This window comes from Streptomyces asoensis (genome assembly GCF_016860545.1).
Lineage (GTDB): Bacteria > Actinomycetota > Actinomycetes > Streptomycetales > Streptomycetaceae > Streptomyces > Streptomyces asoensis.
The window spans coordinates 26,234-49,196 of record NZ_BNEB01000001.1; the positions used below are offsets into that span (position 1 = coordinate 26,234).

The 22,963-nt window shown below is 73.1% G+C and carries 26 protein-coding genes and 1 pseudogene; 7 read left to right on the top strand and 20 right to left on the bottom strand.

Annotated features, from left to right (window positions below):
• Positions 1 to 32: 32 nt before the first annotated feature.
• Positions 33 to 1,229 carry a CaiB/BaiF CoA transferase family protein gene (locus Saso_RS00115; RefSeq protein WP_189916741.1) on the top strand — a complete coding sequence of 399 codons (1,197 nt, stop codon included), beginning with the start codon at positions 33 to 35 and terminating at the stop codon, positions 1,227 to 1,229.
• Positions 1,226 to 2,059: an HpcH/HpaI aldolase/citrate lyase family protein gene (locus Saso_RS00120; RefSeq protein WP_189916742.1), complete on the top strand. Its 834-nt coding sequence runs from the start codon at positions 1,226 to 1,228 to the stop codon at positions 2,057 to 2,059. Before Saso_RS00115 ends, Saso_RS00120 begins: the two co-directional genes overlap by 4 nt.
• Before the next feature lie 287 nt (positions 2,060 to 2,346).
• Here Saso_RS00120 and lgt read toward each other — a convergent pair.
• From lgt to hisI, 11 genes and pseudogenes are all read right to left on the bottom strand, one after another.
• Positions 2,347 to 3,375, bottom strand: a pseudogene (lgt, locus tag Saso_RS00125) (prolipoprotein diacylglyceryl transferase); the annotation flags it as partial.
• A gap of 94 nt (positions 3,376 to 3,469) precedes the next feature.
• The gene (locus tag Saso_RS00130) at positions 3,470 to 4,246 is read right to left on the bottom strand and encodes a DsbA family protein (RefSeq protein WP_189916745.1); all 777 of its coding nucleotides are present in this window, start codon (positions 4,244 to 4,246) and stop codon (positions 3,470 to 3,472) included.
• Between the two features lie 94 nt (positions 4,247 to 4,340).
• Entirely contained in the window at positions 4,341 to 5,177 is an 837-nt protein-coding gene (gene trpA / locus Saso_RS00135; protein ID WP_189916747.1) for a tryptophan synthase subunit alpha, read from the bottom strand.
• On the bottom strand, positions 5,174 to 6,457 hold the full coding sequence (gene trpB, locus Saso_RS00140; RefSeq protein WP_189916749.1) for a tryptophan synthase subunit beta: 1,284 nt from the start codon (positions 6,455 to 6,457) through the stop codon (positions 5,174 to 5,176). Before trpB ends, trpA begins: the two co-directional genes overlap by 4 nt.
• A gap of 109 nt (positions 6,458 to 6,566) precedes the next feature.
• Entirely contained in the window at positions 6,567 to 6,734 is a 168-nt protein-coding gene (gene trpM, locus Saso_RS00145; RefSeq protein WP_189916751.1) for a tryptophan biosynthesis modulator TrpM, read from the bottom strand.
• Between the two features lie 21 nt (positions 6,735 to 6,755).
• Entirely contained in the window at positions 6,756 to 7,565 is an 810-nt protein-coding gene (gene trpC, locus Saso_RS00150; RefSeq protein WP_189916753.1) for an indole-3-glycerol phosphate synthase TrpC, read from the bottom strand.
• Positions 7,566 to 7,714: 149 nt separating this feature from the next.
• Complete coding sequence (locus tag Saso_RS00155; protein ID WP_189916755.1) at positions 7,715 to 8,191, bottom strand: DUF2752 domain-containing protein; 477 nt, start codon at positions 8,189 to 8,191, stop codon at positions 7,715 to 7,717.
• 91 nt (positions 8,192 to 8,282) lie between these two features.
• Positions 8,283 to 8,534 (bottom strand): HGxxPAAW family protein, encoded by a 252-nt coding sequence (locus Saso_RS00160; RefSeq protein WP_189916757.1) that lies wholly within the window; start codon positions 8,532 to 8,534, stop codon positions 8,283 to 8,285.
• Between the two features lie 192 nt (positions 8,535 to 8,726).
• Positions 8,727 to 9,377 carry a TIGR02234 family membrane protein gene (locus Saso_RS00165; RefSeq protein WP_189916759.1) on the bottom strand — a complete coding sequence of 217 codons (651 nt, stop codon included), beginning with the start codon at positions 9,375 to 9,377 and terminating at the stop codon, positions 8,727 to 8,729.
• A 97-nt stretch (positions 9,378 to 9,474) separates the two neighbouring features.
• Positions 9,475 to 10,959: an anthranilate synthase component I gene (locus tag Saso_RS00170; RefSeq protein WP_189916761.1), complete on the bottom strand. Its 1,485-nt coding sequence runs from the start codon at positions 10,957 to 10,959 to the stop codon at positions 9,475 to 9,477.
• An 11-nt stretch (positions 10,960 to 10,970) separates the two neighbouring features.
• A complete protein-coding gene (gene hisI, locus Saso_RS00175) occupies positions 10,971 to 11,354 on the bottom strand; it encodes a phosphoribosyl-AMP cyclohydrolase (RefSeq protein ID WP_189916763.1) in 384 nt (127 codons plus the stop codon).
• A 149-nt stretch (positions 11,355 to 11,503) separates the two neighbouring features.
• Here hisI and Saso_RS00180 point away from each other — a divergent pair, with 149 nt between their 5' ends.
• Entirely contained in the window at positions 11,504 to 12,139 is a 636-nt protein-coding gene (locus tag Saso_RS00180) for a TIGR03085 family metal-binding protein (RefSeq protein WP_189916765.1), read from the top strand.
• A gap of 97 nt (positions 12,140 to 12,236) precedes the next feature.
• On the opposite strand, the gene hisF is transcribed toward Saso_RS00180, so the two are convergent.
• Genes hisF through hisD form a run of 8 tightly spaced genes read right to left on the bottom strand, consistent with a single transcriptional unit; the run spans position 12,237 to position 17,970 of the window.
• On the bottom strand, positions 12,237 to 12,992 hold the full coding sequence (hisF, locus tag Saso_RS00185) for an imidazole glycerol phosphate synthase subunit HisF (RefSeq protein WP_189916767.1): 756 nt from the start codon (positions 12,990 to 12,992) through the stop codon (positions 12,237 to 12,239).
• Positions 12,989 to 13,402 carry a RidA family protein gene (locus tag Saso_RS00190; protein ID WP_189916768.1) on the bottom strand — a complete coding sequence of 138 codons (414 nt, stop codon included), beginning with the start codon at positions 13,400 to 13,402 and terminating at the stop codon, positions 12,989 to 12,991. The genes hisF and Saso_RS00190 overlap by 4 nt, the downstream gene beginning before the upstream one ends.
• Entirely contained in the window at positions 13,399 to 14,124 is a 726-nt protein-coding gene (gene priA / locus Saso_RS00195; RefSeq protein ID WP_189916769.1) for a bifunctional 1-(5-phosphoribosyl)-5-((5-phosphoribosylamino)methylideneamino)imidazole-4-carboxamide isomerase/phosphoribosylanthranilate isomerase PriA, read from the bottom strand. Before priA ends, Saso_RS00190 begins: the two co-directional genes overlap by 4 nt.
• Complete coding sequence (hisH, locus tag Saso_RS00200; protein ID WP_189918454.1) at positions 14,121 to 14,780, bottom strand: imidazole glycerol phosphate synthase subunit HisH; 660 nt, start codon at positions 14,778 to 14,780, stop codon at positions 14,121 to 14,123. The genes priA and hisH overlap by 4 nt, the downstream gene beginning before the upstream one ends.
• Positions 14,771 to 14,935, bottom strand: a complete 165-nt coding sequence (locus Saso_RS00205; RefSeq protein ID WP_189916770.1) for a hypothetical protein — start codon at positions 14,933 to 14,935, stop codon at positions 14,771 to 14,773. The genes hisH and Saso_RS00205 overlap by 10 nt, the downstream gene beginning before the upstream one ends.
• A 4-nt stretch (positions 14,936 to 14,939) precedes the next feature.
• On the bottom strand, positions 14,940 to 15,542 hold the full coding sequence (gene hisB, locus Saso_RS00210; RefSeq protein ID WP_189916771.1) for an imidazoleglycerol-phosphate dehydratase HisB: 603 nt from the start codon (positions 15,540 to 15,542) through the stop codon (positions 14,940 to 14,942).
• Positions 15,539 to 16,648, bottom strand: a complete 1,110-nt coding sequence (locus tag Saso_RS00215) for a histidinol-phosphate transaminase (protein WP_189916773.1) — start codon at positions 16,646 to 16,648, stop codon at positions 15,539 to 15,541. The genes hisB and Saso_RS00215 overlap by 4 nt, the downstream gene beginning before the upstream one ends.
• A complete protein-coding gene (gene hisD / locus Saso_RS00220; protein WP_189916775.1) occupies positions 16,645 to 17,970 on the bottom strand; it encodes a histidinol dehydrogenase in 1,326 nt (441 codons plus the stop codon). The genes Saso_RS00215 and hisD overlap by 4 nt, the downstream gene beginning before the upstream one ends.
• A 167-nt stretch (positions 17,971 to 18,137) precedes the next feature.
• On the opposite strand from hisD, the gene Saso_RS00225 reads away from it, so the two are divergent.
• The 4 genes from Saso_RS00225 to ybaK all read left to right on the top strand — a co-directional run bounded on the left by Saso_RS00225 (position 18,138) and on the right by ybaK (position 22,166).
• Positions 18,138 to 19,724 carry an oxidoreductase gene (locus Saso_RS00225; protein ID WP_189916777.1) on the top strand — a complete coding sequence of 529 codons (1,587 nt, stop codon included), beginning with the start codon at positions 18,138 to 18,140 and terminating at the stop codon, positions 19,722 to 19,724.
• 126 nt (positions 19,725 to 19,850) lie between these two features.
• Positions 19,851 to 20,897 carry a hypothetical protein gene (locus Saso_RS00230; protein WP_189916779.1) on the top strand — a complete coding sequence of 349 codons (1,047 nt, stop codon included), beginning with the start codon at positions 19,851 to 19,853 and terminating at the stop codon, positions 20,895 to 20,897.
• Positions 20,898 to 20,908: 11 nt separating this feature from the next.
• Positions 20,909 to 21,649 (top strand): LON peptidase substrate-binding domain-containing protein, encoded by a 741-nt coding sequence (locus tag Saso_RS00235; RefSeq protein ID WP_189916781.1) that lies wholly within the window; start codon positions 20,909 to 20,911, stop codon positions 21,647 to 21,649.
• A 13-nt stretch (positions 21,650 to 21,662) separates the two neighbouring features.
• Positions 21,663 to 22,166, top strand: a complete 504-nt coding sequence (gene ybaK / locus Saso_RS00240) for a Cys-tRNA(Pro) deacylase (RefSeq protein WP_189916783.1) — start codon at positions 21,663 to 21,665, stop codon at positions 22,164 to 22,166.
• A gap of 88 nt (positions 22,167 to 22,254) precedes the next feature.
• Here the strand turns inward: ybaK and Saso_RS00245 are convergent, their stop codons facing one another.
• A complete protein-coding gene (locus Saso_RS00245) occupies positions 22,255 to 22,944 on the bottom strand; it encodes a DUF2567 domain-containing protein (RefSeq protein ID WP_189916786.1) in 690 nt (229 codons plus the stop codon).
• Positions 22,945 to 22,963 lie beyond the last annotated feature (19 nt).

Sequence of the window (22,963 nt, forward strand, 5' to 3'; positions counted from 1 at the left end):
CGCCGCGCCCGGGCCGATTCGCCGTGCGCGTCATGACCGAGAAGCCCGCACCCCTGCACGGGATCCGCGTCCTCGACCTGGCCACCCTCTTCGCCGGGCCGCTGGCCGCCACCATGCTCGGCGACTTCGGCGCGGATGTCGTCAAGGTCGAGCACCCCACCCGGCCCGATCCCTCCCGCGGTCACGGCCCGTCGAAGGACGGCGTCGGCCTCTGGTGGAAGATCCTCGGCCGCAACAAGCGCACCATCACCCTCGACCTCTCCCGGCCCGGCGGCCGCGCCACCCTCCTGCGTCTCGTCCGCACGGCCGACGTCGTCGTCGAGAACTTCCGCCCCGGCACCCTGGAGAAGTGGGACCTCGGCTGGGACACGCTGTCGGCGGCCAACCCCCGGCTCGTCCTCGCCCGGGTCACCGCCTTCGGCCAGTTCGGTCCCTACGCGCACCGGCCGGGCTTCGGCACCCTCGCCGAGGCGATGAGCGGGTTCGCCGCGATCACCGGGGAGCCGGACGCGTCCCCGACCCTGCCGCCCTTCGGACTGGCCGACTCGATCGCTGGTCTGGCCACCGCCTACGCCGTCATGACCGCCCTCGCCGGCCGCGACCGCACCGGTGAGGGACAGGTCGTCGACATGGCGATCATCGAGCCCATCCTCACCGTGCTCGGCCCCCAGCCGCTCTGGTACGACCAGCTCGGCTACGTCCAGGCCCGTACCGGCAACCGGTCCGCCAACAACGCCCCCCGCAACACCTACCGCACGGCCGACGGAGGCTGGGTGGCCGTGTCCACGTCGGCCCAGTCGGTCGCCGAGCGCGTGATGCGCCTGGTCGGACGGCCCGACCTGATCGACGAACCGTGGTTCGCGACCGGCGCCGACCGGGCCGCCCACGCCGACGTCCTCGACGAGGCGGTCGGCAGCTGGATCGCCGCCCGGGACCGCGTCGACGTCCTCGCCGCCTTCGAGAAGGCCGAGGCGGCGATCGCCCCGGTGCAGGACGTGCGGGACGTGATGACGGACCCCCAGTACCAGGCCCTCGACACGATCACCGCGGTCGACGACCCCGAACTGGGCCGCGTCCGTATGCAGAACGTGCTCTTCCGGCTCTCCGCCACCCCCGGCGCGATCCGCTGGGCCGGCCGCCCGCACGGCGCCGACACGGAGGAGGTCCTGACCGAGCTGGGGCTGACCACAGCCGAGCTGACGTCCCTGCGCGAGGCGGGCGTCCTGTGAGCAGAACGCCCCTGACCTGGCTCTACGTGCCGGGCGACCGCCCGGAGACGGTCACCAAGGCCCTCGCCTGCGGCGCCGACGTCGTCATCGTCGACCTGGAGGACGCGGTCGCCCCGGACCGCAAGGAGTACGCCCGCACGGCCACCGCCGAACGCCTGGGCGAGCCCCAGCCGGTCCCCGTCCACGTCCGGGTGAACTCCCTGGACAGCCCGTTCGCCGCGGCGGACCTGCGCACGATGGCCGCCCTCCCCGGGGTCGCCGCCCTGCGCCTGCCGAAGGTGACGTCCCCGCACCAGATCACCCGGGTCGCCGAGAGCGTCCCGCCCTCGGACCGCGGAGCCGTCCCTCTGCACGCCCTCCTGGAGACGGCCCTCGGCATCGAGCACGCCTACGCCATCGCCTGCGCCCACCCCTCGCTGCGCGGCATCGCCCTCGGCGAGGCGGACCTGCGGGCCGACCTGGGCGTCCGCGCCGACGCGGGCCTCGACTGGTCCCGCGCCCGGGTCGTGGTCGCCGCCCGGGCCGCGGGCCTGGCACCCCCGCCCCAGTCGGTCCACCCCGACATCCGCGACCTGGAGGGCCTGGCCACGAGCTGCGCCCACGGCCGCACCCTCGGCTTCCTGGGCCGCGCGGCCATCCACCCCCGCCAGCTCCCGATCATCGAACAGGCCTACCTGCCCACCCAGCACGAACTGGAGGAGGCCGAGACGATCGTGAAGGCGGCGGCCATCGACCAGGGCGCCCAGGCGCTGCCCGACGGCCGCTTCATCGACGCGGCCGTGGTGGCGACGGCCCAGCGGACGCTGTCCCTGGCGGCCCGCGGGGGCTGAAGCCGCGACCGCCGCACGGACGACGAGGGCGCCCGGGAGATCCCGGGCGCCCTCGTCGTCGGTCGGCCTACCGGCCGTCAGCTCTTCTTGCCCGCGGACCCGGCCTCGTCCTTGGCCTCGGCCTTCACCGCGGCCGGCTTCCCGGCGCCGGCCTCGGCACCGGCCTTGCCGTTCGCCTCGGGAACGGCCTCGGCCTTCGGGGCGTCGGCGGTCTGCGCGCCGGACTCGCCGGCACCGGCCTTCGCCACACCGGCGGCGTCGGCGTCGGACTTCCCGGCACTCACGGCACCGGCCTTCGCCGCGGCCTTGGCCTCGGTCTTGGCCTCGGTCTTGGCCTCGGTCTTCGTCGCGACCTTCGTCCCGGCCTTCGCCTTGCCCTCGGCGTCGGCGTCGGTCTTCCCGGCACCCTCGGCAGCCGGCTTCGCCCCGGACTCCGGGGCGTCCCCGTCGGCCGCGTCCTGCGACCCGCCCTCGGCTTCCGCCGCGTCGCCGGAGGCCTGCGCGGCGGGCTCGACCACTGCCTCACGGCCCGGCCGCTTCTTCGCCGAGACGACGAAGTACGCCACCGCGAGCAGGAACACGACCAGTGCGGTCCAGTCGTTCAGCCGCAGGCCCAGGATGTGGTGGGCGTCGTCGACCCGCATGTACTCGATCCAGGCGCGGCCCACGCAGTACGCGGCGACGTACAGCGCGAAGGCCCGTCCGTGTCCCAGCTTGAAGCGGCGGTCGGCCCAGATGACCAGGAGCGCCACGCCGACGCACCACAGCGACTCGTAGAGGAACGTCGGCTGGTAGTAGCCGGGCACCCGGCCGTCCGCCGAGGACGTGATGTGCAGGGCCCAGGGAAGGTCGGTCTCCTTGCCGTACAGCTCCTGGTTGAACCAGTTGCCCCAGCGGCCGATCGCCTGGGCGAGCGCGATGCCCGGTGCGATGGCGTCGGCGTAGGCGGGCAGGGCGATGCCCCGGCGCCGGCAGCCGATCCACGCGCCCACCGCTCCGAGCGCGATCGCGCCCCAGATGCCGAGACCGCCCTCCCAGACCTTGAAGGCGTCCACCCAGTCACGGCCCTCGCTGAAGTACAGCTCGTAGTCCGTGATCACGTGGTAGAGGCGGCCGCCGATCAGGCCGAAGGGCACCGCCCAGACGGCGATGTCGGCCACCGTGCCGGTCCGCCCGCCCCGGGCGACCCAGCGCCTGTTGCCGAGCCAGACCGCGACGAAGACGCCGATGATGATGCAGAACGCGTAGCCGCGCAGCGGAACGGGGCCGAGGTACAGCACCCCGTGCGACGGGCTGGGAATGTAGGCAAGTTCCATGGCAGGGTCGACGCTACCGTGCCGGGCCGGGCCGACGGCGGGCAGCCCGGCTACGGCTCCATAACGGGCAGGTGTGAAGGGGCCTTACCCTCTGTCACCCTTTGTCGGCCTCCTCCACCATCTGCTTCAGCTTCGCCGGGGTCATCGACTGGTCCGCGTAGATGTTCTTGCCGTTGAACAGCACGGTCGGGGTGCCGCCGAAGTGGCCGTTCTGGAAGGCCTGGTTGGACTTCACGACCCAGCTGTCGTGGGTGCCGCCCTCGACGCAGGCACGGAAGGCGGGGGTGTCCAGGCCGTCGACCTTCGCGGCGAGCCCGATGAGCTTGTCGGTGTCGGCGAAGGAGTCCTTGGTCTCCTCCGGCTGGTTCTCGTACAGCACGTCGTGGTAGGCGGGGAACTTCCCGGCGTCCTGGGCGCAGGCAGCCGCGTTGGCCGCCTTGCGCGAGCCGCTGCCGCCCATGTTGCCGTCGATGAGGGTGGCCAGGTGGTACTCGACCCGGAGCTTGCCCGCGGCCGTCAGCTCGTGGATCGTGGGGCGGTACGCCGTCTCGAACGCCTTGCAGGCCGGACAGCGGAAGTCCTCCCACACGGTGAGCGTGGACCTGGCGCTCTCCTTGCCGACGGGGATCGCCAGCGCGTCCTCGCCCTTCGCCCCCGAGGGCGCAACCACCGGGCCCGCCTTGTCGCTGCTGTCGTCCTTGCCGGAGTTCGCCGCGACGATGCCGATCACCGCCGCGAGGCCCAGCACGCAGACGACGCTGGACGCGACGATCAGCGTCCGCCGACGCCGCTCCGAGGCCTTCTGCTTCTCCCGCTCGACCGCCAGGCGCTCTCTGGCGGTGCGCTTTCCCGCACGATTCTTCTCGCTCACACCCCCAGAACGAACCGGGGAGGCGCATTGCGCCTCCCCGGTCCCAGGTCCACCCGTTCGAGTGAGCGGTACGGCAGCCGTGACCGGCCCCCGGCTACACCTTCCGGCGCACGCCCCGGGCCAGGTCGCCCGCGAGCGCGCGCACCGCTTCGAGGCCGGCCGCCTCGTCCGGCGCGTCCAGCATCCGCTTGACGAAGGCCGAGCCCACGATCACGCCGTCGGCGAACCCGGCCACCTCGGCGGCCTGCGCCGCGTCGGAGACGCCGAGACCGACGCAGACGGGCAGTCCGCTGCCGGTGGCCCGGGTCCGCTCGACCAGGTTCTGGGCCTGGGTGCCCACCGACTCACGGGTGCCGGTGACGCCCATCAGCGAGGCCGCGTACACGAAGCCGCTGCCCGCCTCGGTGATCTGCGCGAGCCGCGCGTCCTGGCTGCTCGGCGCGACGACGAAGACCGTCGCGAGGCCGTGCTTGTCGGCGTGTTCCCTCCACAGCGCCGACTCCTGCACCGGCAGGTCGGGCAGGATGCAGCCCGCGCCGCCCGCCTCGGCCAGTTCGGCGGTGAAGCGCTCGACGCCGTAGCGGTCGATCGGGTTCCAGTACGTCATGACGAGGATCGGCTTGCCCGAGGCCTCGAAGGCCTCCCGTACCGTCCGCATGACGTCCGCGATCCGCACCCCGCCGCGCAGCGCGATGTCGTCGGCGGTCTGGATCACCGGGCCGTCGAGGACGGGGTCGCTGTGCGGCAGCCCGACCTCGACGACGTCCGCCCCGCCGTCCAGAACAGCCTTGATCGCCTCGATGCCCCCGTCCACGGTCGGGAAGCCGGCCGGCAGGTAGGCGATGAGCGCGGCGCGGTCCTCGGCCCCGGCCGCGGCAAGGGTCTCCGAGAGCAGCCGGCTGTTGCCGCCGGTGACTGCGGTCCCGCTCACTTGGCGTCCCCCTCGATCTCGGCGGTGGCGGCCGCGTCGGCGGCGACCTCGGCGTCGGTGTCGTACAGGCCGAAGTAGCGGGCCGCGGTGTCCATGTCCTTGTCGCCGCGACCGGACAGGTTGACGACGATCAGCCCGTCCTTGCCGAGCTCCTTGCCGACCTCCAGGGCTCCGGCCAGCGCGTGGGCGCTCTCGATGGCCGGGATGATGCCCTCCGTGCGCGACAGCAGACGCAGCGCCTGCATGGCCGCGTCGTCGGTGACCGCGCGGTACTCGCCGCGGCCGGTGTCCTTGAGGTAGGAGTGCTCGGGGCCGATGCCCGGGTAGTCCAGACCGGCGGAGATGGAGTACGGCTCGGTGATCTGGCCCTCGTCGTCCTGGAGGACGTAGGAGCGGGAGCCGTGCAGGATGCCGGGCTCGCCGGCGGTCAGGGTCGCCGCGTGCTCGCCGGTCTCGACGCCGTGGCCGGCCGGCTCGCAGCCGACGAGGCGGACGCCGGAGTCCGGGATGAAGGCGTGGAAGAGGCCGATGGCGTTGGAGCCGCCGCCGACGCAGGCGACCGCCGCGTCGGGCAGGCGGCCCGCGCGCTCCAGGATCTGGCGGCGGGCCTCGACGCCGATGACGCGGTGGAAGTCGCGCACCATCGCCGGGAAGGGGTGCGGTCCGGCGACCGTGCCGAACAGGTAGTGGGTGCGGTCGACGTTGGCGACCCAGTCGCGGAAGGCCTCGTTGATGGCGTCCTTCAGCGTGCGGCTGCCGGACTTCACGGCGACGACCTCGGCGCCCAGCATGCGCATGCGGGCCACGTTGAGGGCCTGGCGCTGGGTGTCGATCTCGCCCATGTAGATGGTGCACTCGAGTCCGAAGAGCGCGCACGCGGTGGCCGTGGCGACGCCGTGCTGGCCGGCGCCGGTCTCGGCGATCACACGGGTCTTGCCCATGCGCCGGGTGAGCAGTGCCTGGCCGAGCACGTTGTTGATCTTGTGGGAGCCGGTGTGGTTGAGGTCCTCGCGCTTGAGGAAGACCCGGGCGCCGCCGGCGTGCTCGGCGAACCTCGGGACCTCGGTGAGGGAGCTGGGCCGGCCCGTGTAGTGCACGAGCAGGTCGTCGAGCTCGCGGGCGAACTCGGGGTCGTGCTTGGCCTTGTCGTACTCGACGGCGACCTCGTCCACGGCGGCGACGAGGGCCTCCGGGATGAACTTGCCGCCGAACGCGCCGAAGTAGCCTTCGGCGCTGGGAACCAGACCCTCGGGATCGGGAACGAAGAACTCGCTGGGCATGAGTGGACCTCACGGTGAGTGGTGTGTGAACAGCACTGATCGCCGTGGGGGCAGGGATTGTCCGTCGGCTGCGAGCCGTATGTGGCTGATCGCTGAGATCCCCGCGCCCCTAAAGGGCGCGCTGCCATCGACGGCCGTTGACCTGCCCGGGCTCGTCCCCGATGACGTACCGCACGCGCCGGCCGTGCACCCGGCGGGCGGGCGCGCGGCAGCCACGGGGGCGGCAGCCGCGCGCGAGGCGGGCGTACCGGTCCATGGCCGTCGTCGTGGGTGTCATCGGACCGATCCTACCGGGTGATCAGCCGCGGCCGTGGCGCAGCGCGGGGTGCTCGCCCGCGGCGACCAGGTCGGCGACGGCCGTCTTCGGGTCACGGCCGGTGACCAGGGACTCGCCGACCAGGACCGCGTCGGCGCCGGCGTTGGCGTACGCGATGAGGTCGTGCGGGCCGCGGACACCGGACTCGGCGACGCTGACCACGTGGGCCGGGATCTCCGGGGCGATCCGCTCGAAGGTGCCGCGGTCGACCTCGAGGGTCTTCAGGTTGCGCGCGTTGACGCCGATCACCTTGGCGCCCGCGTCGACCGCACGCTCGATCTCGTCCTCGTCGTGGACCTCGACGAGCGGGGTGAGGCCGATGGAGACGGCACGCTCGATCAGCGATTCCAGGGCCGACTGCTCCAGGGCGGCCACGATCAGCAGCGCGAGGTCGGCGCCGTACGCGCGGGCCTCCCACAGCTGGTACGAGGTGACGATGAAGTCCTTGCGCAGCACCGGGATGTCGACCCGCGCGCGGACCGCCTCGAGGTCCGCGAGGGAGCCGCCGAAGCGGCGCTGTTCGGTCAGGACGGAGATGACGGCCGCGCCGCCCGCCTCGTAGTCCGCGGCCAGTCCGGCCGGGTCGGCGATCGCGGCCAGCGCGCCCTTGGACGGGCTGGAGCGCTTGACCTCGCAGATCACCTTGACGCCGTCGCCGCGCAGGGCGGCCACGCCGTCCTTGGCGGCGGGGGCCTTCGCCGCGCGCTCCTTGAGCTCGTCGAGGCTGACGCGCGCCTGCCGCTCCGCGAGGTCGGCACGGACTCCGTCGATGATCTCGTCGAGCACACTCACGCGAGCGGCCCCCTTCCAGACGGCTGACAGACGGTTGACAATTGCAGCGACCGGTGAAAAAAGGCGGTCACTGCGATGGTATCCGCAGGAGGGCGAAGGCCCCGCATCCGGTTGACGGCATTCCCACTACCTGGACGTTCCCCCGTTGATCAAGGATGCAGCCGGTCACCGAACGGCAGGTTCCGGACAACCGTGAAGACCAGCAGGAACGCACCCAGCGCCCACAGCCGCACGGCGCCGGGTTCGAGGCGCACGGGCCGTCCGCGGGCCGCGCGGACCACCCAGACGGTCCACAGGACGGCGAAGCCCAGATAGGCGGCGACGGCGGGGGCGTTGTCGTGCAGGGCGGTGACGAGGTCCCCGTGCACGAAGGCGTGCGCGCTGCGCAGACCGCCGCAGCCGGGGCAGTACAGGCCCGTGAGGCGCAGCAGGGGGCAGACCGGGTAGTGGCCGGGCTCGTTGGGGTCGACGGTCCCGACGTAGGCGAACGCGGCGACGACGGCCGCGAGGATCCCGGCGGGCACGGCGAGCCGCCCGAACACGGTGCCCCGCGGTGTCGGGGGCATCGGGGGCACCGGTGGTGCCGGGGGCGTCACGCGGTGACCGTCGGCGTTCACGTCTCGCATTGTGCCCCGCGGGGGCGCCGCACGCGCGTGAGGGGCGGCCGGTTGTGCACCGGCCGCCCATCACGGCGGTCCTGCGGGAGTCCTGCGGGACTCAGCTCTCGGCGCCCGCCGGCTCGCGGGTCGCTGCGACCTGGTGCACCGGGTGCGTGTCGGTCGGCATGCCGAGGCCCATCGCGCGCATGATGCCGCCGACGACACCGCCGAGCGCCACGATCGCCATGCCGGCCCAGAAGCCGATCGGCTCGGCCATCACCATGAACGCGCCCGCGACGGCGAAACCGATGAAGGCGATGATGACACCGGTCCAGGCGGCCGGGGTGTGTCCGTGGCTGCTGCCCGCCATGACTTGCTCCTCATTGCTGTCTCTGTGTCCGTCCGAGCCGGACGCTGCTCGTCCATTGTCCCGTACCCGGACCCGCTCCGGACGCGGGGGTGGCTTGCGGACGGCGTCTGATTCACCACACCGCCGGCGGGGCGGGCGCGGGGGGTGCGGGGCCCGGCACCGGGCGTCACGTCCGGTGCCCCGTGCCCGTGCTCAGGCCGGATCCGCGCCCGTGGGGTCCTCGCCCCGGTCCAGGGCCTTCCACATGTCCTCGGGCCGGTCCGGGTCGACGGGCTTGGGCGCGCGGCGGGGGCGGGGGGTGCCGTCGCGTTCGTAGCGGCCGGACATGGTGGGCCACAGGCGGCCGTAGCGCAGGGCGAGCAGGCCGGCCAGCAGGATCAGCGCGCCGCCCGCGGCCGCGACGTAGGGCCAGGCGGTGTGGCTGAACGCGGAGACGGTCGCCGAGGTGTCGCCGGAGGCCCGCGCGGCCTGCTCGTCGAGCGCGGAGCCGTCGGAGGCGCCGATCAGGGCGGCGGCCACGGTGCCGGCGCCGGAGAGCGCGAGCAGGGCGGAGACCGCGAAGCGGCCGGTCCTGCGGACGGCGAACACGGCGACGAGCGCGGCGAGCGCCGCTATGGCGAGCGCCGCGGGCACGCCCGTGACGTCGCTGCCCTTGGCGGTCAGGGGGAAGGCGCCGCCGGCCACCGTGGCCGTGCCCCGCGACCAGAGCTGCCGGGTGGAGAGCAGGGTCACGGCCGAGCCCAGCGCGCCGAAGAGCAGGGCGAGCGCGAGGCTGCGGCGGCCGGACCCGGCGGGGGCGGCGGCTTCGGATCGGGGGTGCGGAACAGCAGTCACGTAGTCCACTATCGCCTGAACCCCGGGCGAACCGGCACCCGGGGTTCACGTGAGACGCGTCCTATCTGCGCGGCGGCGGTCCGCCCGGCCGCCCGGAAGGGGCCCGTCAGCCCAGCCGGTTGGCCGTGTGGACGGCCCGCAGGACCGCGGCCGCCTTGTTGCGGCACTCCTGGTCCTCGGCGACCGGGTCGGAGTCGGCGACGATGCCCGCGCCGGCCTGGACATAGGCGGTGCCGTCGCGCAGGAGGGCCGTGCGGATGGCGATGGCGGTGTCGGAGTCGCCGGCGAAGTCCAGATAGCCCACGCAGCCGCCGTAGAGCCCGCGGCGGGACGGCTCCAGTTCGTCGATGATCTGCATGGCACGCGGCTTGGGGGCGCCGGAGAGGGTGCCGGCCGGGAAGCAGGCGGTGAGGACGTCGAAGGCGGTGCGGCCCGCCGCGACCTTCCCGGTGACCGTGGAGACGATGTGCATCACGTGCGAGTACCGCTCGACGGACATGAAGTCGACGACCTCGACCGAGCCCGGTTCGCAGACCCGGCCCAGGTCGTTGCGGCCGAGGTCGACGAGCATCAGGTGCTCGGCGCGTTCCTTGGGGTCGGCGAGCAGTTCGTCGGCGAGGGCCTGGTCCTCCTGCGGGGTGGCCCCGCGGTGCCGGGTGCCGGCGATGGGGTGCACCATGGCGTGGCCGTCCTCGACCTTGACCAGGGCTTCCGGGGAGGAGCCGACGACGTCGAAGCCGTCGAAGCGGAACAGGTACATGTACGGGGACGGGTTCGTCGCCCGCAGCACGCGGTAGACGTCCAGGGCGCCGGCCGTGCACGCCGTCTCGAAGCGCTGCGAGGGGACGACCTGGAAGGCCTCGCCGGCGCGGATGCGCTCCTTGACGTCCTCGACGGCCCGCTGGAAGTCGGGGCCGCCCCACAGGGCGCTGTACTCGGGGAGTTCGGAGGGCGGGAGGACGGCCGGGGGCTGGGCGACCGGGCGGGAGAGGTCGGCCTCCATCGCGTCCAGGCGGGCGACCGCGTCGGCGTAGGCCTCGTCGACGCCGGTGTCGAGGTCGTTGTGGTTGATCGCGTTGGCGATCAGCAGGACCGAGCCCTCCCAGTGGTCCATGACGGCGAGGTCGCTGGTGAGGAGCATGGTCAGCTCGGGCAGCCGCAGGTCGTCGCGGTCGCCGGGGCCGATCTTCTCCAGGCGGCGGACGATGTCGTAGCCGAGGTAGCCGACCATGCCGCCGGTGAAGGGCGGCAGGCCGTCCTCGCGGGGGGTGTGGAGGGTCTCGACGGTGGCGCGCAGGGCGGCCAGCGGGTCGCCGTCCACGGGGACGCCGACGGGCGGGGTGCCGAGCCAGTGGGCCTGGCCGTCGCGTGCGGTGAGGGTCGCGGCGCTGCGTACGCCGATGAAGGAGTAGCGGGACCACTGGTATGCCGTGCGGCCGTTCTCCGCGGACTCCAGCAGGAAGGTGCCGGTGCGCTCGGCGGCGAGCTTGCGGTAGAGCGCGACCGGGGTGTCGCCGTCGGCGAGGAGCTTGCGGGTGACGGGGATGACGCGGCGGTCGGCGGCCAGCTTGCGGAACGTCTCGAGGTCCATGGCGGCTGACCTTACTGATCCGCGGCGGCTGCGCCGGAACCGGCGTTCTCGATCAGCACGTCGGCGTCGAAGCAGGTGCGCGCGCCGGTGTGGCAGGCGGCGCCCACCTGGTCGACCTTGACGAGCACGGTGTCGGCGTCGCAGTCCAGGGCGACGGACCTGACCCACTGGAAGTGGCCGGAGGTGTCGCCCTTGACCCAGTACTCCTGGCGGCTGCGCGACCAGTAGGTGCAGCGGCCGGTGGTGAGTGTGCGGTGCAGCGCCTCGTCGTCCATCCAGCCGAGCATGAGCACCTCACCGGTGTCGTACTGCTGGGCGATGGCGGGGACGAGACCGTCGGCGCTGCGCTTGAGGCGCGCGGCGATCTCGGGGTCGAGGCTGCTGGTGCTGGTCATGCCGCCATTGTGCCGCGCGCCGCGGACGGTGACGGGCCGTGTCCACCGATCGGAAGGACCGGCGGGACGGAGCGGACGGGGGTGTCCCGGCCGGGGCGGTGGCCGGCGGGCGGGTGGGCGTGGCCGGTGCGCGGTCGTAGGCTGACCGCATGTCGACTTTCGCCAAGCGTGAACGGCTCCTGCTCGCCGACCTCTTGGAAACGTCGGGCCCCGAGGCTCCGACCCTGTGCGAGGGCTGGCGCACCCGTGACCTGGCGGCACACGTGGTGGTGCGCGAGCGCCGCCCGGACGCCGCCGGGGGCATCCTGATCAAGCAGCTCGCGTCCCGACTGGACCGGGTGATGGAGGAGTTCGCCGCCAAGCCGTACGAGGAACTCCTCCATCTGATCCGCACGGGTCCCCCGCGCTTCTCGCCCTTCCAGGTCAAGCAGCTCGACGAGGCGTCCAACACCATCGAGTTCTACGTCCACACGGAGGACGTCCGGCGGGCCCGGCCGGACTGGACCCCGCGCGCCCTCGACCCGGTCTTCCAGGACGCCCTGTGGTCGCGTCTGGAGCGCACCGCGCGCCTGATGGGCCGCGGCACCGCGACCGGCCTGGTGCTGCGCCGCCCGGACGGCCGTACGGTGGTCGCCAACCGGGGCACGCCGGTGGTGACGGCCACCGGTGAGCCGTCGGAGCTGCTGCTGTTCCTGTACGGCCGGCAGAGCGCCGCGACGGTGGATCTGGAGGGCGAGAAGGACGCGATCGCCCGGCTGCACGAGGGCAAGCAGCTCGGGATCTGAGCGCGGGAGCCCCGGCGGGTCGCCGGCCGGTGCCGGGACCCCGGCCGGGGCTCCTTCGTGATGTCCTCGTGCGGCTGTTCCATCCGGACGGGTGAGTTCAGCGCACGGGGTGTCCGGTCTCCCGCAGCGCGTTCTTGACCTCGCCGATCCGCAGGTCGCCGAAGTGGAACACGGACGCGGCGAGCACCGCGTCCGCGCCCGCGTCGACGGCCGGCGGGAAGTCGGCGAGCCGGCCGGCGCCGCCGGAGGCGATGACCGGGACGCGTACGTGCTCGCGCACGGCGGCGATCATGTCGAGGTCGTAGCCGTCCTTGGTGCCGTCCGCGTCCATCGAGTTGAGCAGGATCTCGCCGGCGCCCAGTTCGGCCGCCCGGTGCGCCCACTCGATCGCGTCGATGCCGGTGCCCTTGCGGCCGCCGTGGGTCGTCACCTCGAAGGTCCCGGCGGGGGTGCGCCGGGCGTCCACCGAGAGGACCAGGACCTGGCTGCCGAACCGCTCGGCGATCTCCTTGATCAGTTCCGGGCGGGCGATGGCGGCGGTGTTGACGCCGACCTTGTCCGCGCCGGCCCGCAGCAGCCTGTCGACGTCCTCGGGGGTGCGCACCCCGCCGCCGACGGTGAGCGGGATGAACACCTGCTCGGCGGTGCGGCGCACCACGTCGTAGGTCGTCTCCCGGTTGCCCGACGAGGCGGTGATGTCGAGGAACGTCAGTTCGTCGGCGCCCTCGGCGTCGTACACCTTGGCCATCTCGACGGGGTCGCCCGCGTCGCGCAGGTTCTGGAAGTTGACGCCCTTGACGACGCGGCCGTTGTCCACGTCCAGACACGGGATGACCCGTACGGCGAGCGTCATACGGCGGACTCCTCGTTTCCCGGGCCGGCGCGGAACGCCTCGACCTCGACCTCGACGACCAGGCTCGGGTCCACGAGGCCGGAGACGATGACCATGGACGCGGCGGGGCGGACGGAGTCGAACAGCTCCTTGTGGGCGCGTCCGACCTCGTCGACGTCGCGCGCGTGGGTCAGGTACATGCGGGTGCGCACGACGTCGTCGCGTCCCAGACCCAGCCGGTCCAGCGCCGCGAAGGCGACGCCGAACGCGTTGACCGTCTGCTCGTACGGATCGCCGCCGGCGATCTCGCCGTCCACGACCGAGGTGCAGCCGGAGACCAGCACCAGGCCGTTGGGCAGTTCCACCGCGCGGGAGTAGCCGAAGGCCTCCTCCCAGGGGGCGCCGGTCGTCACGCGTCGCAGTTCGCTCACCGGGCCACCGCCTCCAGGGCCTCTTCCAGGGTGAAGGCCTCGGCGTACAGGGCCTTGCCGACGATGGAGCCCTCCACGCCGAGCGGGACGAGTGCGGCGATGGCGCGCAGGTCGTCGAGGGAGGAGACCCCGCCGGACGCCACGACGGGACGGTCCGTCACGGCGCAGACGTTCTTCAGGAGCTCCAGGTTGGGGCCCTGGAGGGTGCCGTCCTTGGCGATGTCGGTGACGACGTAGCGGGCGCAGCCCTCCTTGTCGAGGCGGGCCAGCGTCTCGTAGAGGTCGCCTCCGTCGCGGGTCCAGCCGCGCCCGCGCAGGGTCGTGCCCCGTACGTCGAGGCCGACGGCGATCTTGTCGCCGTGCTCGGCGATGACCTTGGCGACCCACTCGGGCGTCTCCAGGGCGGCCGTGCCCAGGTTGACGCGGGTGCAGCCGGTGGCGAGGGCGGCGGCGAGGGTGTCGTCGTCGCGGATGCCGCCGGACAGCTCGACCTTGATGTCCATCGCGCCGGCGACCTCGGCGATCAGGGCGCGGTTGTCGCCGGTGCCGAAGGCGGCGTCGAGGTCGACCAGGTGCAGCCACTCGGCGCCCGAGCGCTGCCAGGCGAGGGCCGCCTCGAGCGGGGAGCCGTAGGAGGTCTCGGTGCCCGACTCGCCGTGCACGAGGCGGACGGCCTGGCCGTCGCGGACGTCGACGGCGGGGAGGAGTTCGAGCTTGCTCACAGTGTTCCGATCCAGTTGGTGAGGAGCTGGGCTCCGGCGTCGCCGGACTTCTCGGGGTGGAACTGCGTGGCCCACAGGGCGCCGTTCTCCACGGCGGCCACGAACGGCTTGCCGTGCGTCGACCAGCTCACCTTCGGCGCGCGCAGCAGCGGGTTGTGCACGTCGAGGGACCAGTCCTGCACGGCGTAGGAGTGCACGAAGTAGAAGCGGGCGTCCGCGTCCAGGCCGGCGAACAGCTCGGAGTCGGCCGGGGCGTCGACGGTGTTCCAGCCCATGTGGGGCACGATCTCGGCCTGGAGCGGCTCGACGGCGCCGGGCCACTCGTCGAGGCCCTCGGTCTCCACGCCGTGCTCGATGCCCCGGGCGAACAGGATCTGCATGCCGACGCAGATGCCCATCACGGGCCGTCCGCCGGACAGCCGGCGGCCGATGATCCAGTCGCCGCGGGCCTCCTTCAGACCGCGCATGCAGGCGGCGAAGGCGCCGACGCCCGGCACCAGCAGTCCGTCGGCGTTCATGGCCGCGTCGAAGTCACGGGTGATCTCGACGTCGGCCCCGGCGCGCGCGAGGGCGCGTTCCGCGGAACGGACGTTGCCGAAGCCGTAGTCGAAGACGACGACCTTCTTCGGGTTCTTCGCGGCGGTGCTCAATTCCAGACCTCCAGCCGCACGACGCCGGCGAGGAGGCACATCGCGGCGCCGATGGAGAGCAGCACGATCAGGCTCTTCGGCATCTGCTGCTTGACGAAGGAGTAGATGCCCCCGGCGAGGAAGAGGCCGACGACGATCAGGACGGTCGACAGTCCGCTCATGGCTTTACAGTGCGCCCTTCGTGGAGGGGAGGATGCCGGCCGCGCGCGGGTCGCGCTCGGAGGCGTAGCGCAGGGCCCGGGCCAGCGCCTTGAACTGGCACTCCACGATGTGGTGCGCGTTGCGCCCGTAGGGCACGTGCACGTGCAGCGCGATCTGCGCCTGGGCGACGAAGGACTCCAGGATGTGCCGGGTCATCGTGGTGTCGTACTCGCCGATCATCGGCGCCATCTTCTCGGGCTCGGTGTGCACGAGGTAGGGGCGGCCGGAGAGGTCGACGGTGACCTGGGCGAGGGACTCGTCCAGCGGGACCGTGCAGTTGCCGAAGCGGTAGATGCCCACCTTGTCGCCGAGGGCCTGCTTGAAGGCGGCGCCGAGCGCGAGGGCGGTGTCCTCGATGGTGTGGTGGGAGTCGATGTGCAGGTCGCCGTCGGTCTTCACGGTGAGGTCGAACAGACCGTGCCGTCCGAGCTGGTCGAGCATGTGGTCGTAGAAGCCGACGCCGGTGGACACGTCGACCTTGCCGGTGCCGTCGAGGTTGATCTCGACGAGGACCGACGTCTCCTTCGTGGTGCGCTCGATTCTCCCGACACGCCCTTCGCGAGTCATGCGCTCTGCTCCTTCTTCAGTTCACGGACCGCGTCGAGGAACGCGTCGTTCTCTTCGGGGGTTCCGGCGGTGACCCGCAGCCAGCCGGGCACGCCGTTGTCCCGGACCAGGACGCCCCGGTCGAGGATCTGCCGCCAGACGGCGTGGGCGTCCTCGAACCGCCCGAACTGCACGAAGTTGGCGTCGGACGCCGTGACCTCGTAGCCGGTCGCGAGCAGCTCGCCCATCAGCCGGTCGCGTTCCGACTTGAGCTGCTCGACGTACTTAAGCAGCGTGCCGGTGTGCTCCAGGGCGGCCAGCGCGGTCGCCTGGGTGACGGCGGACAGGTGGTACGGCAGCCGGACGAGCTGGACGGCGTCCACGACCGCCGGGTGGGCGGCGAGGTAGCCGAGACGCAGGCCGGCCGCGCCGAAGGCCTTCGACATGGTGCGCGAGACGACGAGGTTCGGCCGTCCTTCGAGCAGCGGCAGCAGCGAGTCGCCGTGGCTGAACTCGACGTAGGCCTCGTCGACGACCACCATGGAGGGCTTGGCGCGCTGGGCGGCCTCGTACAGCGCGAGGACCGTCCCGGCCGGGACCGCGGTGCCGGTGGGGTTGTTGGGGGTGGTGACGAAGACGACGTCGGGCCGGTGCTCGGCGACGGCCCGTTCGGCGGCCGCGAGGTCGATGGTGAAGTCCTCGTTGCGGGGGCCGGAGATCCATCCGGTTCCGGTGCCGCGCGCGATGAGCCCGTGCATGGAGTACGACGGCTCGAAGCCGATCGCGGTCCGGCCGGGTCCGCCGAAGGTCTGGAGCAGCTGCTGGATGACCTCGTTGGAGCCGTTCGCCGCCCACACGTTCTCCGTGCCGACGCGGTACCCCGAGGTGTCGGTGAGGTACTTCGCGAGCTGCGTGCGCAGTTCGACGGCGTCGCGGTCGGGGTAGCGGTTGAGGTCGCGGGCCGCCTCGCGCACCCGCTCGGCGATCCGCTCGACCAGCGGTTCGGGCAGCGGGTAGGGGTTCTCGTTGGTGTTGAGCCGTACGGGGACGTCCAGCTGGGGCGCGCCGTAGGGGGACTTGCCGCGCAGCTCGTCCCGTACGGGGAGATCGTCGATTCCGAAGCTCACTTGCTCGTCGGTACCTTCCAGTCGAACCGCGCCTTGATCGCCGCCCCGTGGGCCGGCAGGTCCTCCGCCTCCGCGAGCGTCACCACGTGGTGCGCCACCTCGGCCAGCGCGTCACGGGTGTAGTCGACGATGTGGATGCCCCGCAGGAAGGACTGCACGGACAGTCCGGAGGAGTGGCAGGCGCAGCCGCCCGTGGGGAGCACGTGGTTGGACCCGGCCGCGTAGTCGCCGAGGGAGACCGGCGCCCAGGGGCCGACGAAGATCGCGCCGGCGTTCCTCACCCGGTCGGCCACGGCGGCGGCGTCGGCGGTCTGGATCTCCAGGTGCTCGGCGCCGTACGCGTCGACCACCCGCAGGCCCTCGTCGACGCCGTCGACCAGCACGATCGCCGACTGCCGGCCGGCGAGTGCGGGGACGATCCGGTCGTCGACGTGCTTGGTGGCCGCGACCTGCGGTTCCAGTTCCTTCGCGACCGCGTCCGCCAGGTCGACCGAGTCGGTGACCAGGACGGCGGCGGCCAGCGGGTCGTGCTCGGCCTGGCTGATCAGGTCGGCGGCGATGTGCACGGGGTCGGCCGTGGAGTCCGCGAGGACGGCGATCTCGGTGGGTCCGGCCTCGGCGTCGATGCCGATCTTGCCGGCGAAGTGACGCTTGGCGGCGGCGACCCAGATGTTGCCGGGGCCGGTGACCATGTTGGCGGGCGCGCAGGACTCGGTGCCGTGGGCGAACATCGCGACGGCGGTCGCGCCGCCGGCCGCGTAGACCTCGTCGACGCCGAGCAGGGCGCACGCGGCGAGGATCGTCGGGTGCGGGAGGCCGTCGTACTCGGCCTGCGCCGGGGAGGCGAGGGCGATCGACCCGACGCCGGCCTCCTGGGCCGGGACGACGTTCATGATCACGGAGGACGGGTAGACGGACCGGCCGCCGGGCGCGTACAGCCCGACGCGGTCGACGGGGACCCATTTCTCGGTCACGGAGCCGCCGGGGACGACCTGGGTGGTGTGCGTCGTACGGCGCTGCGCGCGGTGGACGAGACGGGCGCGGCGGATGGACTCCTCGAGGGCGGCACGCACGGCGGGGTCGAGGCGCTCCAGCGCGTCGGCGATCGCCTGCGCGGGAACGCGCACGGATTCCAGCCGCACCCCGTCGAACTTCTCCGCGAAGTCGATCAGCGCCGCGTCGCCCCGATGATGCACGGCCTCGCAGATCGGACGCACCTTCTCCAGGGCGGCCGAGACGTCGAAGTCGGCTCGGGGCAGCAGGTCGCGCAGGGCGGGTCCCTCGGGGAGGGCGTCGCCGCGCAGATCGATTCGGGAGATCACAGGGTCAATTCTCTCAGACCGGGATCGGGCCCCGTCCGCGTGTATCAATGGCTGATACAGAACGTGGCCGGAATCCGGAAGATCCCCTTCGGGTCCCGCGTCCGGGGGGCGCCCACCGGGCATGAACAGCCGTGCGATACCCATGAGTGACAGAAGAGGTGCGTGCAGTGACCGAGGGGGCCGGCATCCGTACGGGAGACGACGCGGGAGACCTGCCGGACGACCTGACCGCCGCCGAGGCCGGCATGTGGCAGGCCTTCCGCAACGGCAGCGTGTACGACCTGAGCAGCGGGGACACCGTCGTGGACGATCCGCACGGCGGGCATCCGTGGGGCGAGGCGCGCACGGTGCGGGCGCGGATCGTCGCCTGGCTGCTGCTGGCCGGGCCGCCCGCGCTGGCCGGCCGGGTCTCCTCGCTGAAGCTGGTGGGCGTGCAGGTCAGCGGCACCCTGGACCTCGCGGGCGGCACGGTGGTGCCGTACCTGGAGATGCGGCGCTGCCGGTTCGAGCGGGAGGTGCTGCTGCCGGAGGCGCGGTTCACCACCTTGCGGATGGTGGACTGCTCGGTGCCGCGTCTGGAGGCGGCCCGGGTGCACACCGAGGGCGATCTGCACCTGCCCCGCTGCCGCTTCCACAACGGCGTACGGCTCACCGACGCGCACATCGGCACCGACCTGCTGCTCAACCAGGCGATCGTCTACCGCGACCGCAGCGGGCGCTCGATCGCCGCCGACGGCATGACGGTCGGCCAGGACCTCCAGGCCGAGCTGCTCGAATCGCACGGGGAGCTCAGCCTGCGCAGCGCGAAGATCGGCGTGTCGCTGAGCCTGCGGGGCGCGCGGCTGGCCAATCCCTACACCCGGCTCGCGCTGAACGCGCCGCAGCTGACGGTGGAGCGCTCGCTGTACCTGACCCCGGCCGGCGTCGGCGGCCAGGCGCTGAGCGGCACGACCCCCGCCCGCGGGACCCGTGTCCAGCGCTTCGAGTGCCGGGGCGGGATACGGCTGGACGACGGGCGGTTCGGGGACGCCGTGGACCTGGAGCGGGCCCGGTTCGTGTTCACGGACGACCAGGAGCTGTCGCTGCGCCGGGTGCAGACGTCCGAACTGCGATTCCTCGGCGAGCGGCCGGGCCGCGGCAAGGTGGTGCTGTCGGGCGCCCGGGTGACCAACCTGGTGGACCGGGCGGCCGCCTGGCCGGGTCCGGGCAGCGTGCACATGGGCGGCTTCGCGTACGAGAACCTGGTGCCGCAGGGGCCGTTCCCGCTGGCCGAGCGGCTGCGCTGGGTGGCCGCGGCGACCGCCGAGTACGCCCCGGAGCCGTACGAGCGGCTGGCCACGGTGCTGCGGGCCGGCGGGGAGGACGAGGACGCCCGCGAGGTGCTGCTCGCCAAGCAGCGGCGGCGGCGCGAGACCCTGCCGCCGGCCGCGAAGCTGTGGGGCTACGCGCAGGACTGGACGGTCGCGTACGGGTACCGGCCGGGGCGGGCGGCGGTGTGGATGGCGGTGCTGTGGGCGGCGAGTTCGCTGGCCTTCGCGCACGCCGCGCACCCGCCCGTCGACGCGGGGCACCCGCCCTGGAACCCGGCCCTGTTCGCGCTCGACCTGCTGCTGCCGGTGATCGACCTGGGCCAGGTCGGCCAGTGGCAGCTGAGCGGCGGCTGGCAGTGGCTGTCGGCGGCGCTGATCCTGCTGGGCTGGATCCTGGCCACGACGGTGGCGGCGGGGGCGACGAGGCTGCTGCGCCGGGGCTGACCAGCGCACTCCGCGTGCCCGTACGGTCGCGGTGCTGTGACCTTTTACCGCCCCTTGACCGGAGGGTGTACAACTTTCGTGAAGGTCCCCGAACCCTCTGGCGCAATCTGAACCCGCGGCTTTTCAATGGGCCACACCATGGCTCTGCTGCCCCCGTTCATCCGTGCCTCCCGGGCCTCCCGGACGACACGGAACGCCGCCGCCCCCCACAGCGCCGCCGGGCTCCCCGCCGACGACGAGGTGCTCCTCGACGTGCCCGACGACCGTCTCGGTCCCGCCCTGGTCGCCGCCGGCCTGGGCGCCTACGCACCTGCCGCCCAGCTCATGGCCCGTACCCGGGAACAGGCCGAGTGGGAGTACCGCGACCGCTACGCGACCCGCCTGGCGTCCTTCGCGCGCTCGCGTCCGGAGTGGTTCGAGGAGTGGCGTGCCGCCGCCCCGCGCGACCCGGACGTCCTGCTGGTGTCCGCCCAGCTCGCGGTGGACCGGGCCTGGAGCTCCCCGGCCCGGGCCGAGCTGCTGCGCGAGGTCAGTCCGCTGATCACGGCGGCCGCGCAGAGCGACGTACGCGACCCGGTGCCGTGGCGGATCGCCCTCGACCACGCGCGCGGCACGCGGGCCGGGCACAAGTACTTCGGCGAGCTGTGGGAGGCGGCGGTGCGCCGGGCGCCGCACCACTACGGCTGCCATGTGGCCGCCGAGCGCTATCTGGCCGAGTCGTGGCACGGCTCCCACCGGGAGTGCTTCGACTTCGCCGACCGGGCCGCGCAGGACGCGCCGGCCGGCTCCCTCGTCCAGGCGCTGCCCGCGCGGGCCGCCTTCGCGTACCTGACCGACGGCTGCGGGCCCGAGGTGCCGCGCGAGCGGCTGGACGCGGCGGCCGACCGCGCCGTCGCGCTCTCCGCCCGTTTCCCCTCCCTCGACCCGTGGCCGGCCGAGATCCGCAACCTGCTGACGTACGTGCTGGTCCGCCTGGACCGGCGCGACGACGCCCTCGCCCAGCTGCGCCTGATCGGCCCGTACGCGACGTCCTTCCCCTGGGGCCGGCTGTCGGACGACCCGCTCGGCCACTTCCTGGCGGTGCGCGAGGAAGTGCGCTCCGGGCCGTCCGGGCGGCCCCCGTGGCAGCCGGAGAACGGGCACGGCGGACGAGTTAGTCCCGGGGACCACTAGGCTTCTGCGTCGTGACCACCGTCCGTCTGCCGCTCTTCCCCCTCAACTCGGTGCTGTTCCCGGGACTCGTGCTCCCGCTGAACGTCTTCGAGGAGCGTTATCGCGCCATGATGCGCGACCTGCTGAAGACCCCCGAGGACGAATCGCGCCGGTTCGCCGTCGTGGCCATCCGTGACGGCCACGAGGTCGCGGCGAGCTCCCCGGGGCTGCCCGATCCGACCTCGCCGCCCGACCGCGGCCCCGCGGCCGGCTTCGGCGACTCCCCCCTCGAGACGTTCCACGACGTGGGCTGCGTGGCCGACGCGGCGACGATCCGCGAACGCGCCGACGGCACCTTCGAGGTGCTGGCCACCGGCACGACGCGCGTGAAGCTGCTGTCGGTGGACGCCTCGGGCCCCTTCCTGACCGCCGAGCTCCAGGAACTGCCCGAGGAGCCGGGGGACGAGGCGGGTGCTCTCGCGGAGGGGGTGCTGCGCGCCTTCCGGCAGTACCAGAAGCGCCTGGCGGGTGCCCGCGAACGCTCCCTGACCACCGGCGCCGAGCTGCCGGACGACCCGTCCGTGGTGTCGTACCTGGTGGCGGCGGCGATGATGCTGGACACCCCGACCAAGCAGCGCCTGCTCCAGGCCCCCGACACCGCTTCCCGGCTGCGGGAGGAGCTGACCCTGCTGCGCGCGGAGACGGCGATCATCCGCAGTCTGCCCTCGCTGCCCGCGTCGGACCTGACGCGCGGCCCGACGAGTCTGAACTGAAGGTCCGGCCCGCATGGCGAAGAAGCAGAAGAAGCAGCAGCAGTCCGGGGGCACGCCCGCGACGGTGGCCCTCACCGCCGCCGGGGTGGAGTTCACGGTGCACGCCTACGAGCACGACCCGAGCCACCCGTCCTACGGCGAGGAGGCGGCCGAGGCGATGGGCGTCTCCCCCGACCGGGTCTTCAAGACGCTGGTCGCGGACGTGGACGGCGCCCTGACGGTGGCCGTCGTGCCGGTGGCCGGTTCGCTGGACCTGAAGGCCCTGGCCTCGGCGGTCGGCGGCAAGCGGGCGGCGATGGCCGACCCGGTCCTTGCGGAGCGCACCACGGGCTACGTCCGGGGCGGCATCTCGCCCCTGGGGCAGCGCAAGCGGCTCCCCACGGTCGTGGACGCCTCGGCGACGGACCACGCCACCATCTGCGTCTCGGCCGGCCGCAGGGGCCTGGAGGTCGAGCTGTCCCCCGCCGACCTGGCCGCCCTCACCGCGGCGGTGCTGTCCCCGATCGCCCGCGGCTGACCGGCCCGGGAGCGGGGTGGGCGGGGCTGCCCGCCCGGGGTGAGCGGTACGGGACAAGTCCTGCGGGAGCGCGGCACGGGCAGCGCCGTCACGCCATCGGCGCGCCGTAGCCGTCCTTGGGAAGACCGGGGTCCGGCCGGTACGGGTCGGCTTCGCGCGGTCCGAACAGCGCCGTGAGCCCCAGATGCACCAGCACCGCGGCGAACGGCCACGCCAGCAGCGCACCCTTCGCCCCCAGCTTCAGGGGCGCGGAGAACGTGACCCCCTTGCCCACGTCCTGCGCGTGCGCGAGCACGTCGGAGCCGGGTCCCAGCCACACCCCCAGCCGCCAGGCGAGGAGCGAGCCGAGGAATCCGCCGACGCCGAGCGCGACCACGAGGGGGACCCCGCCGCGCCGCCGCCACAGGAACACGGCCAGCGCGCTGAGGGCACCGCACGCCAGGGCCAGCAGGGTGAACGTGCCGTCGACGCCGATCGCCTGCTCGCCCTCGGTGTCCTTGAAGTAGACGACCCAGTTGCCCTCGACGACGTCACCGACGAGCGGCACCTTGGGCGCCAGCCACACCCACAGCAACCCGAGCACGGCCCCCACGAGCGTGACCGCGACCGTGATGACGGCGGCTTCCCTCAGTTCGGTCTTCATGCCGGGCCCGTCCTGTCCGTACGGGGCGTCGTGGGGCACGGCGCCCGTCCCCGCGTACCCGCCGGGCGACGGCGGCCAGGCCGCGTGCGGAGACGGTTCGTGCGGCGGCGGGGGCGGAGTCAGCGGTGCGGTCACCCTGACATCGTGCCAGGCC

Bases quoted from the DNA above. Each gene is read 5' to 3' on its own strand.
- hisF (WP_189916767.1), bottom strand. From the start codon at position 12,992: ATGACGCTCGCCGTACGGGTCATCCCGTGTCTGGACGTGGACAACGGC.
- trpM (WP_189916751.1), bottom strand. From the start codon at position 6,734: ATGACACCCACGACGACGGCCATGGACCGGTACGCCCGCCTCGCGCGC.
- ybaK (WP_189916783.1), top strand. From the start codon at position 21,663: ATGGCGAAGAAGCAGAAGAAGCAGCAGCAGTCCGGGGGCACGCCCGCG.
- Saso_RS00155 (WP_189916755.1), bottom strand. From the start codon at position 8,191: ATGCGAGACGTGAACGCCGACGGTCACCGCGTGACGCCCCCGGCACCA.
- Saso_RS00115 (WP_189916741.1), top strand. From the start codon at position 33: ATGACCGAGAAGCCCGCACCCCTGCACGGGATCCGCGTCCTCGACCTG.
- trpB (WP_189916749.1), bottom strand. From the start codon at position 6,457: ATGCCCAGCGAGTTCTTCGTTCCCGATCCCGAGGGTCTGGTTCCCAGC.
- Saso_RS00160 (WP_189916757.1), bottom strand. From the start codon at position 8,534: ATGGCGGGCAGCAGCCACGGACACACCCCGGCCGCCTGGACCGGTGTC.
- hisB (WP_189916771.1), bottom strand. From the start codon at position 15,542: ATGACTCGCGAAGGGCGTGTCGGGAGAATCGAGCGCACCACGAAGGAG.
- Saso_RS00205 (WP_189916770.1), bottom strand. From the start codon at position 14,935: ATGAGCGGACTGTCGACCGTCCTGATCGTCGTCGGCCTCTTCCTCGCC.
- hisI (WP_189916763.1), bottom strand. From the start codon at position 11,354: ATGACCAGCACCAGCAGCCTCGACCCCGAGATCGCCGCGCGCCTCAAG.
- Saso_RS00180 (WP_189916765.1), top strand. From the start codon at position 11,504: ATGTCGACTTTCGCCAAGCGTGAACGGCTCCTGCTCGCCGACCTCTTG.
- Saso_RS00170 (WP_189916761.1), bottom strand. From the start codon at position 10,959: ATGGACCTCGAGACGTTCCGCAAGCTGGCCGCCGACCGCCGCGTCATC.
- Saso_RS00230 (WP_189916779.1), top strand. From the start codon at position 19,851: ATGGGCCACACCATGGCTCTGCTGCCCCCGTTCATCCGTGCCTCCCGG.